Genomic DNA, 14360 nt, shown 5'->3' on the forward strand with positions numbered 1-14360 from the left:
TTTTTGCCTGACGACCATAGCGGTCCGGAACCACCTGATCCCATCCCGAACTCAGAAGTGAAACGGACCTGCGCCGATGGTAGTGTGGCATGGCCCATGCGAGAGTAGGTCATCGTCAGGCTCCTAAATAAAACAGCCCCGACAGCGAAAGCTGCCGGGGCTTTTTTATTTGGGATACGTGGGTCTCTGTCACTACAACGGCCCCATGCGACAAGCTCGCCAACGGCGAGCGCAGGACGTCGGAGCTTGCGACGACGGGCCCGAAGGGCCGAACGCCGCCAGGCGTGAGCACAGTAGGTCATCGTCACGCCGGAAATGGTGTAAAGGCTCCTAATACAAAACCCCAGCACGGCAACGTGCTGGGGTTTTTTATTGGCCTCACAAAAGTGACCTACGGGGTGTGCACAGCGGTGCCGTCAGGCAGGACGAGCACCGCTCGGCCAGCGAAGCGCGCCCCCACCGTCTCGGTGGGGGCCGGGTCATCGTCCGCAGCGCTCCGCGCTGCCGGCCCGGACCTCCCGGGGCGCTACAAACGCCGACAGGCGTGAGCACAGTAGGTCATCGTCACACCGGAAATGGCGTAAAGGCCCCGAATACCAAACAGGAGCCGACGCGCGAGCCCAGCCTCCCGGTGGGGCAGGGCATCGCCCGCAGCGTAAGACGCTACCCAATCCCCAACCGCTACCACCTATTCGCTCTCCCCTCTCAACCCCGCCAAATCCGTCACAATCTCCTGAATCAACACAAACTGCTCGTTCATATTGGCCACCACCTGTTGCAGCTCGGCCATCTGCAGGGCGTAGAACAGCAGGATCACTGCAAAGGCGATGGCGCTGAATAGCCATAACAATCTCAGGCGTCGAAAGCGTCGATCGTTGGCTTCGTCTTTCTGAACGCGGTGAGTGGCCTGGCTGGTGCGCAGCTGTCGCAGCTCCTCGTGGAGTTCCTCGTAGGCAATCTCAAGCGTGGCAAGACGGCCGGTGAGGCGTCGTCCGGACACCGGGTCTGCGGTGTCTCTGGCATGCTCGATGGCTTCGTGCAGCAACGGTGCTTCGGCTTCCTGGCCAGCAAGTATGGAGTCGATCATCCCCATCAGGGCCTTGCGATCCACCTGCTTGCTGATAACGCCGGCCGCGCCGCGTGCCTTGGCCTCTTCGACGTACTTTTCGGCATTCTGGGAGGTGTACATAAAGACTGGAATGTCGGCCGTCTCCGGGTCTGCCTTGAGACGGGCGAGTGCTTCGAACCCATTCAGCCCCGGCAACAAATGGTCCAGGAATATCAGATCGAAGACGTCATCCTGAAGTATCCGGAAACCTTCCTCGGCAGAGGCGGCTCCCTGGGTAACCAGGTCGGCCTTCTCAAGCAGTCGGGCGAGGATGATTCGGGCCGTGGAGGAATCGTCGATAATCAGCGCTTGGCCGCGAGACATAGAGATCTCCTTCGAGTCTATTCGCTCCGACCACGGCTGGGCCCCTGATGGGCCCGAGAACTGGAGTTCTAAAAACGTTATCCGCTCTTCCGGTAGGACGCAAGCAGGCGCCGGCTCAGGGGAGCAGGATCTCGAAAACGCCCCCGCCCAGCGGGCCTCCGTTGCTCAGTTGAATATAGCCGTAGCGATCCCCGTTGCGGTGAAGGCGCGCGATCTCTCTGGCGAAAAAAAGCCCCAGGCGGGTATGACCCTGCTGGAAATCAATGCTGGTGGGGATCTGGCGAGTGGTGTCGAGCATGGCATCGGGATAGCCGGCACCGTCGTCGGCCACCTGGATGACCAGCATGTTTTCCCGCTGGAACGCGCTGATGCGGATGCGATTGCGGGTATAGCGTATGGCGTTGTTGACCGTGTCATTGATCACGCCAGCCAGCAGGTCCGCATCGAAATAGCCGCTGAGGGGGCCGACGGCAATGTCTGGCTCGATGCCGTGCCCGTCAAGCAGTGGTTTATGGCGAGCTATCTGGGCTTCGATAAAGTCGGGCAGGTAATGCTCCTCAAGCCGGGCGGAGAGCGAGTCCTGATCCAGTCGGTAGAGACCCAGCAGTTGCACCAGGTCGCCATGTACCCGCTCGGCTTCATAACGCAGAGTGTTCATGCGGGATTCAGCGGTCTGGTCCGGGAGTTCGCGGCGCAGCTCGTCGAGGGAATGCAGCAGCATTCCCAGCGAGTTTTTCATGTCATGTACGGCGGAAGCCATAATCATGGAAAATTCGACGGGGTGTTCGTTCCCGGCCCGAGGTGGGACTTCGGGCTTTACGCTCTGTGTCATGGCAGGGACTCCACCTTGCTTTTGAGAGCCTGAAAGCGGCGTTGCTGGGGATGGTTCTCCGGCAGGTCGGCCACCCTCTCCAGACAGCGACGGCATTCGGCCACCCGGGCGGCGTCCGGCGTCGAGTCCATTGCCTTCAGGTGAACCTGAATCAGATTAAGGTTCAGTGCGATGTGATCGGGAACCAGCTCCAGGGCCTCGCGGAAGGCTTCTGCGGCTTTCCGGAGCTGCCCTGACTCGAACGCTCGAATGCCTTGCCGGGTCAGCCTGCGGGCTTTCAGGCGTTTGCGGAAACTGACGGGCTCGTCGAGCAGCGCATCAATCTCAGCCTGGACCTGCGCATCCCCCTCGTAACGTCTGGAGAGGGCATACAGTCGAGTCTTGGCCTCCTGCTTGCGATCCAGCGTAAACAGGGTGCGTGCCAGCTCCAGTTCGCAATCAACGCTGCCCGAGACTTCGGTGCCGACGACTTCGGAGATGATGGCATCTGCCTCTGCCTGGCGATTCTGTCCCCAGTGTACCCGGGCCTCGATCCAGCGACCGGTTGCCTGGGCGTCCTCGGCGTCGGGAAAGCGTTTGGTGATGAGCTTGAGGGTCTTGATCGCTTCAGTGGCATGGCTCCGGCCCGAATCACTGTCGTCGTCTTCGGCCAGATCGCTGAGTGATCGAGCGAGCCCCAGGTAATGGTCCGGATGATCATGAATGCTGTGAGCGCCCAGTTCGACGGTGCGGCGCCAGGCACTGCTCGCGTTTTCTGGGTCCTGGTTCTGGGCAGCCAGTCTGGCCAGTTGCTTCTGACGCAGGATGGCGTTGGGTGAAAGCTCCGCTGCTCGCGCAAGAACCTTCTGGGCGGCGCCCGGTTTACCGCCCAGTTTAAGTGCCTGGGCTAGCTGGTCGTAGGCCTCAATAAGATCGGGCTGCTTTTCCAGCAGGGACTGCAGCGTGTCGATGGCTTCGGGATAGCGCTGCTCGGCGATCAGGATTCGGCCCAGCCCCAACTGGGCCCAGGCGATGTCCCGGGATTGCAGCACGTCCTCATAAATCCGTCGCGCATGGCTGTAGTCGCCGACCTGGTAATACAGGTCGGACAGGGTTTTCAGGATCCAGGTGCGGTAGCGCGGCTGTTCCGGCAGCAACCGCGTACACAGTGAAATGGCCTTGGGATAGTTCTCAAGGTCGATTTCCCGGTTGATGGGTTTCAGGGCCGCGCGCTGCTGCAGCAAGGCGCCCAGACGCTGGTTCAATGCCGCCTGGTTGATGGGCTTGGTGAGGTAGCCATCGGGCTGGTATTCACGAGCGCCCATGACCATTTCCCGGGAGGTTTCGGCGGTCACCATGATGAACAGCGACGTACGCCGCAGCAGCTTGCGGTGGCGCAACTCCTCGAGCACGTGCTGGCCGTTCTTGCCAGCCCCCAGATTGTAGTCGCACAGGACGACGTCGAACGCCTCGTAGGTGCAGGCCTGAACCGCAGACGGGCCGTCGGAGCAGGCATCGATATGGCCCACGCCCATGCTGCGCAGCATCTGCCGCATGGATAGCCGGAAGTTCTCGAAGTCGTCGACCACCAGAACGCGTAGCCGCGAGTAGTCGATGACACTGGCTGTGTTCGAATCGGAGCGGGCAACCATGTCATTGTCCCTGGACGGCTTTCTTCAGCTGTTTGTTGACCATGGCGCGCAGGGCGGCCGGTTTTACCGGTTTGTAGAGCACCTGGTAGCCGAGCTCAAGAGCCCGATTGCGTACCTCCTCGGCCATGTAACCGGTGATCAGGATGCCGGGAATCTCATCGTTGATCTCATCGCGCAGGCTGTTCATGGCATCCAGGCCGTTCCTGTCGTCGTCGAGTTGGTAATCCGCCAGGATGATATCCGGTTCGTGGCCGTTGAGGGCCTCCCGGGCCTCCTCGAGGCTGCGTGCCGGCGTGACGCGGCAGCCCCAGTTGTTGAGCAGGGCGATCATGCCGTCCAGTATATTCTCATCATTGTCGATGCACAGGACCTGCAGATCCTTGAGGTTGGACAGTCCACGGCTCGAGGACCGGGCGCCCGGTTTGGGCTGCGTCTCTTCGACCGGCGCATCGACGCGCGGTACGGTGATACTGAACATGCTGCCGCGGCCCTGCTTTGAGCGCACGTTGACCGGGTGCTCCAGCATGGTACTGATGCGGTCGACGATCGCCAGGCCCAGGCCCAGACCTTTCTGGTCGCTGGCCTGTTGCAGCCGGCGGAACTCCTCGAAGATCTGCTTGAGTTTGTCCGCGGGAATGCCCGGACCGGTATCCCAGACTTCGATGCGCACATGATCCTTGAGTCGGCGGCACCCGAGCAGGATGCGGCCCTGAGGCGTGTAGCGAATGGCGTTGGACAGGAAGTTCTGCACCACTCGCCGCAGCAGTTGGGGGTCGGAATACACCCAGGCGGAGCAGGGCACCATCTCCAGCGCCAGCGACTGCTCCTGGGCAATGGCCGAGAATTCCGCTGACAGGTGCCGCAGCATATCGCTGAGCGCGAAGCTCGACCGTTTCGGTTCCAGGGCGCCGGCGTCCAGCTTGGAGATGTCGAGCAGGGTGCTGATGATCTCCTCAGCCGCCTCCAGCGAGCTGTCGATGTGGTCGACCAGATCTTTCAGCTCGGTGCCCGACGCCTTGCCGGCCAGGGCGGAGGTGAAAAGCCGGGCGGCATTCAGCGGTTGCAGCAGATCATGGCTGGCCGACGCCAGAAAGCGAGTCTTGCTGACGTTGGCCTGCTCGGCGACTGACTTGGCGTTGAGCAACTGCTCGTTCAGCACCTGCAGTTCCTGGGTGCGCTCCTTGACCCGTTGCTCAAGGTAGATGTTGGTCTCTTTCAGGGCCTGTTCGGTTCGCCGCATGGGCGTGATGTCCTGAAACGTCGTGACGTAGCCGCCGCCGGGAATCGGGCTGCCTTCGATCTGCAGGATCGTGCCGTCGGGCCGGTGCTGCTCGTCGCCAAACGCCAGTCCTTCGCGCATGCAGTGCAGACGGTATTCCACCAGCTCATCGACCTTGCGGGCAGGCAGGTTGGTGACCATGTTGTAGCGGATCAGGTCGGCGAAGGGGCGTCCGGCGCGAACGAAGCCGCGCGGATAGTTGAACATCTCCAGGTAGCGCTGGTTCCAGACCACCAGCTGCTGCTGATGATTGACCACCGCCACACCCAGGCTGATGTTCTCGATGGCCGATTGCAGCAGTTCGCGGCTGAAGGTCATCGCCTGGGAGGCTTCGTCGACAATGCTGACCACGTCTTCGATCTGCATGTCGCGCCCGGTCAGCGTGGATTCCAGCACCACCCGTGCCGTGGACGCCCCGATCACCGATGCAAGCTGGCGCTCCACGTACTTCATCAGATGGGTGCTGGCCGGGCGCTGGGGCGACAGGCGGGTGGCGTTGCGTCGCTCATAATTGCGGAACAGGGTAAAGGCCCGTTCTTCGCCCATGAAGCGATCGGCGACGGCCTGGAGGTCGGAGGTCAGGATTTCGCCTTCCCACACCTGCTGTTGCGGGCTGTCGGCCTTGGGCTCGGGATCATGGAAGAAGGACGCAATCTGGATCTTTTCACGAACCCGTTGGCGGGTGAACAGCGACAGCACGACATAGAGCAGGGTGTTGCAGCCGAGACTCCAGATAATGCCATGGCTGATCTGGTCCAGTTCCAGTCCGAACAGCGCCGTGGGCCGCGTCCAGCCCATGCCCATGAAACCACTGTCGATCAGTGAGTCGCCCAGCCAGCCGGTGGAGGCCAGCGTGGGGATCAGCAGGGTGTAGGTCCACAGCAGGAAACCCACCGCAAGGCCCCATACCGCACCGGTATGGTTGCCACGCCGCCACAGGATGCCGCCCACCAGCGCCGGGCCAAACTGGGCGGCGGCGGCGAAGGACAGCAGTCCGAACGCGGTCAGGCTGTAGTCGGCGCCCGCCAGGCGGTAGAAGCCATAGGCGGTCAGCAGGACCACGAAGATGGCCACCCGCCGGATGGCCAGCAGCAGATAACTCAGATCGCCCCGGCGGCTCATTCGCGGGTGAAAGAACTTGAGCAGGGCGGGCATGATGATCTCGTTGCTGACCATGGTGGCAATGGCCACGGCGCAGACGATCACCATCGCCGCGGCCGCGGAGCCGCCCCCCAGGAACGCGAGTACCGCCAGCCACTGCTCTCCGGCCAGTATGGGCAGGCTCAGGATCATCACGTCCGGGTTGGTGCTGGAGGCGGTGGGCGAGAGCAGCCCGGCCGCCGCGATGGGCACCACGAACGCGCTGGCGATGACCAGGTAGGCGGGCATGGCCCAGCGTGCGGTATCCAGATCACGATGATCGGTATTCTCCACCACCATGACGTGGAACTGTCGTGGCAGGCAGATGATGGCCAGCATGGCCACGAGAGTCTGGGTCGCGAAGGCAATGGGCTGGATGCCGTCCGTGGTGAGCTGTCCCACGAGGTCGGCGTCCCGGATACGTCCGAACAGGTCGCCGAAGCCGTCATAAAGGCCGTAGCCGACAAACAGGCCTACCGCTACGAACGCCACCAGTTTGATCACCGACTCGAACGCCACCGCCTGGATCATGCCCCGGTGGTGCTCCGTGGACTCCAGGTGCCGCGTGCCGAACAGCACGGTGAACGCGGCCAGCGCCAGCGTGATGTACCAGGCCGAGTCGTTCCAGATGCCTTCAGTCAGCGATGGTCGATACAGTCCATCCGGCTCCGACAGCACGTTGAAGCCCATGGCGATGGCTTTTAGCTGCAGCGCAATGTAGGGCACGCTGCCCACCAGTGCGAAGACTGAGATCAGCGCCGCCAGGGATTGGGACTTGCCGTAGCGGGAGGCGATAAAGTCGGCGATCGACGTGCTGTTGCTGCGTTTACTGATGTAGATGATGCGTCGCAGCAGGGTGGAACCGAACAGGAAGATCAGCAGCGGGCCGAGGTAGATCGGCAGGAAGGCCAGACCTTCCTGGCTGGCCCGGCCCACGGCGCCGTAGAAGGTCCATGAGGTGAAGTAGACCGCCAGTGACAGGGCATAGATGTGGGTGCGCGCAAACCGGCGCCGATAGAGTCCGGAATGGCGGTCTCCCGCCCAGGCAATAAAGAACAGCAGGGAGATATAGCAGAATGAAATGAGGACGAGTAACCAGCCACTCAGCATAGACGGACTTCGCTGTGGAATTCGGGGGAAAAATGGATCGTGATCGGAGCTTCGGCGTCAGCTGCAGGCCGCCCCGAGAAGGCGGTCGTCGTCGCTCAGCTCCATCAGGGACTGGGTTTCCGCCTTGCCTTCGTCATTGACCGGAACCAGCTCCTGCGACGCGCAGTTGAGCAGATATACCTGCTCGGTTACCGCATCAGTATAGGACTTTTCGAACTGGTACAGGTAAAAGGTCACCACGTCGGGGTTCTGATCCGTGCGAACGATACTGTTTGTATCGAGAACGGTAAACCGGACCACTTGTGGCACCACCAGGCTCCAGGGGCGCCAGATCGCACTTTCCGACTGTTTGTTGACCACCACAGCGCTGTCCGGCAGTTGCGCGCTTTTGTGATCGAACCAGGTGTACTCGCCGTGAGCCAGGAACCCCAGCATGCCCGCTCCGGCGAACACCGGCACCAGCCAGCGCGGTGCGCGATTGCGGGTGGCCGCGCGGATACCGTAGGCCAGGCCGGCGGCTCCCAGGCCTGCAAAGATGGTTGCGACAAAATTCCAGAACATCGGTATTCCTTAAATAAAACGGGCTTCCCCCGCAAGGGAAGCCCGTTCGTTAGCGTCATGCAGCACGCTGCATTGAACTACATTTCGTCTTAATGGTCGACTGCGTCGCCGGCACCGCGGGGGTAACGCACGCTTTCGACCAGTTCCTGGATCTCGACCGGCGGCTCCTCGGTTGCCGAGGATACGGAGAACGCCACCACAAAGTTGATGACGGCACCCACCGCACCGATGGACAGCGGCGAAATGCCCAGGACCCAATTCTCCGGCGTATCCGCCAGGTTGTTGGTGCCCGGGATGAACAGCCAGCCCTTGTAGACGAAGATGTAGACCAGGGTGAAGGCCAGACCGGTCAGCATGCCGGCGATGGCGCCCTTGTTGTTCACCCGCTTGGAGAAGATCCCCATCATCAGGGCGGGGAACAGCGACGCAGCGGCAATACCGAAGGCCAGCGCCACCACCTGGGCTGCAAACCCGGGCGGATTGGCCCCCAGGTACGTGGCCACGACGATGGCCACGGACATGGATATCCGCGCGGCCAGCAGCTCGCCTTTCTCCGAAATGTTCGGGTTAAACGCACCCTTGATGAGGTCGTGACTGACCGCCGAGGAGATCGCCAGCAGCAGCCCCGCCGCCGTCGACAGGGCGGCTGCCAGACCACCCGCGGCAATCAGGCCGATGACCCAGCCGGGCAGGTTGGCGATCTCCGGGTTGGCCAGCACCAGGATGTCCCGGTTGACCTCCAGCTCGTTACCCTGCCATCCGCGGGCCTGGGCCTCGCTCTGGAAAGCCGGCACGTCATTGTAGAGCTGAATACGGCCGTCGTTGTTCTTGTCCGTGTACTGGATCAGCCCGGTGACTTCCCACTCCTTCACCCAGTTGGGACGATCGTCGTACTGGATGGGCTCGGAAGACGGGCCTTCCGGATAGATGGTGTTCATCAGGTTCAGGCGCGCCATGGAAGCAACGGCCGGTGCGGTCAGGTAGAGCAGGGCGATAAACACCAGGGCCCAGCCTGCGGACCAGCGCGCATCAGCCACCTTCGGTACCGTGAAGAAGCGGATGATGACGTGTGGCAGGCCGGCGGTACCGATCATCAGCGACAGGGTGAACAGCACCATGTTGAGCTTGTTGTCCACATCCGCCGTGTACTCATTGAAGCCCAGGTCGGTGATGACCTGGTTGAGTTTCTCCAGGATCGGCATGCCGGAGGCGCTGTGATCGGAGAACAGGCCCAGGGCCGGGATCGGATTGCCGGTCAGTTCCAGTGAGATGAAGATCGCAGGAATGGTGTAGGCGATGATCAGCACGCAGTACTGCGCGACCTGTGTGTAGGTGATGCCTTTCATACCGCCCAATACGGCGTATACGAAGACAACCACCGCGGCAATGATCAGACCCATGGTGGCGTCTACTTCCAGGAAGCGGGAGAAGGCCACACCGGCACCGGCCATCTGGCCGATAACGTAGGTGACCGACGCCACGATCAGGCAGACCACCGCCACCATGCGGGCGTTCTTGCTGTAGAAGCGGTCACCGATGAACTCGGGCACCGTGAACTTGCCGAACTTGCGCAGGTAGGGCGCCAGCAGCATGGCCAGCAACACGTAACCGCCGGTCCAGCCCATGAGGAACGTGGAGTTGGCGTAACCACCGGCGGCAATCAGGCCCGCCATGGAAATGAAGGATGCCGCGGACATCCAGTCGGCGCCGATCGCCGCACCGTTGGTGATCGGATGGACACCGCCACCGGCCACGTAGAAGTCCTTGGTGCTGCCGGCTTTCGCCCAGATGGCGATGGCAATATAGAGGGCAAAGGAGCCCCCGACGAACAATAGGTTAATCGCAAACTGGCTCATCGGTCTTACTCCTCATGCAGGCCGAATTTTCGGTCGAGCGCGTTCATTCTCCAGGCATAGAAAAAGATCAGGACAATGAACGTAATGATCGAGCCTTGCTGGGCGAACCAGAATCCGAGGTCAGTACCGCCGACACTGATGCCGGCTAGGAGGGGGCGGAAGAGCATCCCGCAGCCGTAGGACACGAAGGCCCAGACGACCAGGCATCCGACAATGAGCCGGAGGTTTGCCTTCCAGTATTTCACTGCGTTTTCGGGGTTGTGCGACATTGCAGCTCTCCAATGTTGTTTTTATTGAACAAGTTGAATTGGTAGGCCTTTTTTTGGAATGGAACGTTATAATTAATTTTCTTCCATTTTTCCCAATATCAGACTCTACCCCTGCCCGGGCTGATAGATATTGGCAAAAAGTCTAAGAACGCAATCATTAGTTCTTAAAACTCTTTTCAACGGTGGGTTTTGCTCGGCCCGACGTGCGCCGGATAGCAAAATTCAATGGGATTTCATGGACTTCAGCCGACGTCCGACACGCAGCTTATGTTCCAGTTGCCCGAGCGATTCGATGCCCTGGCGACGGGCGTAGTGCAGGGCAATGAGAGCGAGTTCCGCGGTGGCCATGGCATCGGCGGCGGCGTGGTGGCGTTCGCTGACCTCAAGCGCGAAATGGTCGACCCAGTCGTCGAGCCGCGCCTTGTCGGGCAGGGCGCCGGGAAAGAGAGCGGGCAGGATTTCCGCCACGTCGAGCCAGGTGTGACTGGCGCCGTAGCCGAGCTGGGTTTTCAGGGTCCGCTCCAGAAAGCGCCGGTCGAAGTCGGCGTGGAAGGCGAGCACGGGATCGCCGTCCATCCACAGCAGCAGGCGCAGCAGGGCTTCCTCGGTCTCGTGGCCGCGGGTCAGCGCCTCCGGGCCGATGCCGTGAATCAGCACCGTTTCCCGTATATCGAGTTCCGGGCGCCGCAGGACGAGATCGAACTGATCACGCAGGGGAATGCTGAGTCCGTCGATGGCCACCGCGCCGATGGCAATGACCTGGTCCTTTCCCGTGTTGAGTCCCGTGGTTTCCAGGTCCAGTACGATCAGTCGCTGCTCCCCGAACGGCGTGTCACCGGCACGCTTGGCCGTCGGCAGGTGCGCGGGGTCCAGCTTCCCGGCGTCCTTCTTAAGCGCAACTTGGCTGAACCAGTGTTTCAGGCGATCGAACATGGGCATCTACAGCTGATAGGTGACTTCCAGCTTTTGCTGGAGCCGTTGGGCCTGGCGGAAGGATTCGCGCAGAATGCGCCGGTCCAACGGGTTCAGGTCGTCGGGGTTGATGTAGTTGTTGAGCGCCAGGCCCTGGCGCGCCTGCTCCTGATGGGCCCGCATGCGGATGGCCTGGATTAGTCCATAGGCTTCCTTCCAGGCGTTGGCGTCCTTGCGGTCGAACACACCCTGACGGGCGAGTAGCTCCATGCGCTCCACCGTGTTGGCCTCGGTGATGCCGTTGGCCAGCGCGAAGACCCGCACTGATTCCACGAATGGCGCCAGCCCCTGGCGCTTCAGGTCCAGGGTGTTCTTTTCGCCGTCGCTGGCGTAGCGGAAGCCGCGAAAAATGGTCAGCGGTGGGCGGCGGGTGACCGCATTGCCGGCCAGCATTTTCTGGAACAGGTCGTTCTTGGTGATGCGCTTGACGATCCGCTCCTGCAACTGCTCCAGCGGCTCGCGAGGGCCGAACACCGCGCGCATGTCGAGAAAGATCGAGGAGTAGACCAGGTTCTGCGGTGTCGACGCGTCAATGAACCGGACAAACCAGTCGTCCCATTCTCGGCTACTCAGGCACAGCTTCGGATTGCTGGCCATGATGTTGCCCTTGCACAGGGTAAAGCCGCATTCGGCCAGCTCCTGGTTGACCGTCTCGGCAAAGGGCAGGAGCCGTTCGCGAACCTCGTCTGCGGTCATGCCGTCGGGTGGGTCGAACAGGATCCCGTTGTCCTGGTCGGTCAGTAGCGTCTGCTCCTGGCGTCCCTCGCTGCCGAACGTCAGCCAGGTAAAAGGTATGCCGGGATCGTTGCGCTCTATGTTCAGTTCCAGCACCCGTCGTACGGTCACGTCGTTGAGGGTGGTGATGATCTTGACGATCTGCCCGGAATCGGCCCCGTGGGCGAGCATGGTGTCCACCAGGCGGGACACCTGGGCGCGCAGGCTGACCAGGGTGCGCAGGTGAGTGGCGGTGGCGATGGTGCGGGCCAGGTGGACCAGATCCACCCGCTGCAGGGAGAACAGGTCTCGCTGGGACACGACGCCGACCAGGGTATCTTCCTCGTCCACCAGGCACAGGTGGGCAAAGTGGTGTTCGGCCATCAGCATGGCGGCCTGGAACGCGTCGGCGATGACCAGCAACCGGTGCGGATCCGGCGTCATCACCTGGCGGATCGGGGTTTCCAGGGTGGCGGTCTGCTCAGCCACCATCGTGCGCAGGTCCCGCAGGGTAAAAATGCCGACGGGCTGGCGGGCGTCGTTGGTCACGACGATGCTGCCCACGTCGTTCTCGTGCATGCGGGCAACCGCCTTGCGCACCGGGCTGTCCGGCGAGCAGACGATGGGGTTACGCAGGGCGTAGCGTTCCAGCGGTGTATCCAGCGAATGGGTCGGGCTGATCGACGCCATGGCGCCGGACTGGATGCGCTGGTTGACCTGGTCCAGCAGGCTGCTGACCCCGCGCAGGCAGAAATCCCGGAACGGATCGCTTTGCGAAAACAGGGTGACGAAGGCGTCGTGATCCAGACTCAGGCAGAAGGTGTCACCGTGGGCCCGGTGCAGGGTCCGGGTGGGGCGCTCGCCGATAAGCGCCGCCAGAGGGAAGCATTCCCCCTGGCTGATCTCGAAGGTTGTGACGGGCTCGCCGTCCTTGCCATTGCGTTCGCCGCGGATCAGCCCCTGCTTGACCACGTTGAACGTCCGGACCGGCCCTTCGTCGGGAGACAGGACCACATCGTTGTCGGCGAAGAAACGCAGCGAGGCATGTTCGGCGAAGTGCGCCAGATGGGCCTCGTCCATGTTGGCAAACGGCGTGTGCTCGCGCAGGAACGCCATGATCGCGCGGGTGTTCTGGGGGTGCTGGGTTGGCGTCTCGGCTACCATGGGTCGTTTTCCGGGTGGGCCTGGGGCTCCGTTGTCGTTGTGCTGACAGTGTAGATGAAAGCGGCATCCACCATGGCGAAGCGGACACCGTTTAAGACTAATGTACAACGGCAGAACGCGCCTGGAATGGTTAAGGTGTGCGCAGTTATCTCGTGACTGATCTCCGTCGGGATAACTGTCTGTGGTGTCTGAAAGCTTAAGGGAAGTTTCTTCCCGAATTATGCTCCCCCCGGTCCCCTCCGGGGGTTTTTTCGTTCTGGGCCCTGCATTCCGTCCATTTCCCTCCGCTTCCTTGCTTTCCTGGCTGGTGGTACAGTCTTTTCGTCCGGGTCTTTGCCGTATGTCCGGATGTGAGAGACAGCAAGCATCAGGTTGAACCATGACCACAAAAGACGAACGGCTCAGCTTCCTGGAGGAAATGAGCGACGTCCGCCGCATCAAGCGACCCAACCGCGCCGACGTGCAAGCCTCCCGTTCCATGACTCCCGGCCACCTGGAACGTCAGCGGGCCGCCGTTGACGAGGCGCCCAAGGACCGCAATCCACTGACTGGCGACAACGTTGACCCGCTCAAGAGTCACGACGTGCTTGCGTATCAGCGCCCAGGCATCCAGCATGGCGTCTATCGAAAGTTGCGTCTGGGCCAGTACCAGATCGATGCCCGCCTGGACCTGCATCGCATGACCGTCGACCAGGCGCGGCTGGAAGTGTTCAGTTTCATCAACGAGTGTGTGACCCACGGCGTACGCACCGCCTTGATCCTGCACGGCAAGGGGGAGCGGAACCCGGACGGCATTGCCCAGCTCAAGAGTTATCTCGCCAAATGGCTGCCGGAGCTGGACGCGGTGATGGCTTTTCACTCGGCCCAGAAACATCATGGCGGCACCGGTGCGGTCTACGTCATGTTGCGTAAAGGCGAGAAGGACAAGCAGCGCAATCGCGAACGCCACGGCTTCAAATAGAAATTCCTGAGAACTGCAATGATGAGCGACACGTAATGGGGTGGCGCCAGGATTTGTGTTGCAATAGGGCCGTGTGAAATCAACTGGGAGTTTTTTCATGCGTAAGCTGATATGGGTTGCCGTGCTGGGTGTGGCGCTTGCCGGCTGCAGTAAGGATCGTGTGATCTGGGACGATAACGGCAAGGTGGACGAAGCCACCCAGAATCGGGAAGTCTGGGATGACAACGGCAAGATCGATGATTCCGAAGACCGCGAGTTCTGGGATAGCAACGGCAAGATGGATTCCGGCGAACGCAAAATCTGGAATGACAGCAACGGCGAGCCGGTCATCGAATAGCCCGGATTGTCGACCTCCTTTCCAGCCAGCGCATAATGGCTGTCATGAACACGCCGGGCTTTGCCCGGCGTTGTTGTTTGGGCTTTCTCAAAATCCCATACC

At 61.5% G+C, this 14360-nt stretch carries 11 protein-coding genes and 1 rRNA gene; 3 read left to right on the top strand and 9 right to left on the bottom strand.

The window, feature by feature from the left end; translation table 11 throughout:
* The first annotated feature begins 6 nt into the window (after positions 1–6).
* A 5S ribosomal RNA gene (gene rrf, locus GQB00_RS00010) occupies positions 7–121 on the top strand.
* 567 nt (positions 122–688) lie between these two features.
* Here the strand turns inward: rrf and GQB00_RS00015 are convergent.
* The 9 genes from GQB00_RS00015 to GQB00_RS00055 all read right to left on the bottom strand — a co-directional run bounded on the left by GQB00_RS00015 (position 689) and on the right by GQB00_RS00055 (position 12960).
* On the bottom strand, positions 689–1432 hold the full coding sequence (locus tag GQB00_RS00015) for a response regulator (protein ID WP_165854816.1): 744 nt from the start codon (positions 1430–1432) through the stop codon (positions 689–691).
* Between the two features lie 115 nt (positions 1433–1547).
* On the bottom strand, positions 1548–2171 hold the full coding sequence (locus GQB00_RS00020; protein ID WP_228276635.1) for a sensor histidine kinase: 624 nt from the start codon (positions 2169–2171) through the stop codon (positions 1548–1550).
* Between the two features lie 89 nt (positions 2172–2260).
* Positions 2261–3895 carry a tetratricopeptide repeat-containing response regulator gene (locus tag GQB00_RS00025; protein ID WP_165854817.1) on the bottom strand — a complete coding sequence of 545 codons (1635 nt, stop codon included), beginning with the start codon at positions 3893–3895 and terminating at the stop codon, positions 2261–2263.
* 1 nt (position 3896) lies between these two features.
* A complete protein-coding gene (locus GQB00_RS00030; RefSeq protein WP_111496698.1) occupies positions 3897–7424 on the bottom strand; it encodes a PAS domain-containing hybrid sensor histidine kinase/response regulator in 3528 nt (1175 codons plus the stop codon).
* Between the two features lie 57 nt (positions 7425–7481).
* Complete coding sequence (locus tag GQB00_RS00035; protein WP_111496697.1) at positions 7482–7985, bottom strand: hypothetical protein; 504 nt, start codon at positions 7983–7985, stop codon at positions 7482–7484.
* 89 nt (positions 7986–8074) lie between these two features.
* The gene (locus GQB00_RS00040; RefSeq protein WP_111496696.1) at positions 8075–9841 is read right to left on the bottom strand and encodes a sodium:solute symporter family protein; all 1767 of its coding nucleotides are present in this window, start codon (positions 9839–9841) and stop codon (positions 8075–8077) included.
* Between the two features lie 5 nt (positions 9842–9846).
* On the bottom strand, positions 9847–10110 hold the full coding sequence (locus tag GQB00_RS00045) for a DUF4212 domain-containing protein (RefSeq protein WP_111496695.1): 264 nt from the start codon (positions 10108–10110) through the stop codon (positions 9847–9849).
* A 222-nt stretch (positions 10111–10332) separates the two neighbouring features.
* Positions 10333–11043 carry a PolC-type DNA polymerase III gene (locus tag GQB00_RS00050; RefSeq protein ID WP_165854818.1) on the bottom strand — a complete coding sequence of 237 codons (711 nt, stop codon included), beginning with the start codon at positions 11041–11043 and terminating at the stop codon, positions 10333–10335.
* Positions 11044–11049: 6 nt separating this feature from the next.
* Positions 11050–12960, bottom strand: coding sequence for a putative nucleotidyltransferase substrate binding domain-containing protein (locus tag GQB00_RS00055; RefSeq protein WP_165854819.1), 1911 nt, complete (start codon positions 12958–12960; stop codon positions 11050–11052).
* A gap of 379 nt (positions 12961–13339) precedes the next feature.
* Here GQB00_RS00055 and smrA point away from each other — a divergent pair, with 379 nt between their 5' ends.
* Positions 13340–13921, top strand: coding sequence for a DNA endonuclease SmrA (gene smrA / locus GQB00_RS00060; RefSeq protein WP_165854820.1), 582 nt, complete (start codon positions 13340–13342; stop codon positions 13919–13921).
* Between the two features lie 97 nt (positions 13922–14018).
* Positions 14019–14258 carry a hypothetical protein gene (locus GQB00_RS00065; RefSeq protein ID WP_111496692.1) on the top strand — a complete coding sequence of 80 codons (240 nt, stop codon included), beginning with the start codon at positions 14019–14021 and terminating at the stop codon, positions 14256–14258.
* The last annotated feature ends 102 nt before the right edge of the window (positions 14259–14360 follow it).

This window comes from Marinobacter sp. JSM 1782161, from assembly GCF_011421605.1.
GTDB lineage: Bacteria > Pseudomonadota > Gammaproteobacteria > Pseudomonadales > Oleiphilaceae > Marinobacter_A > Marinobacter_A bohaiensis.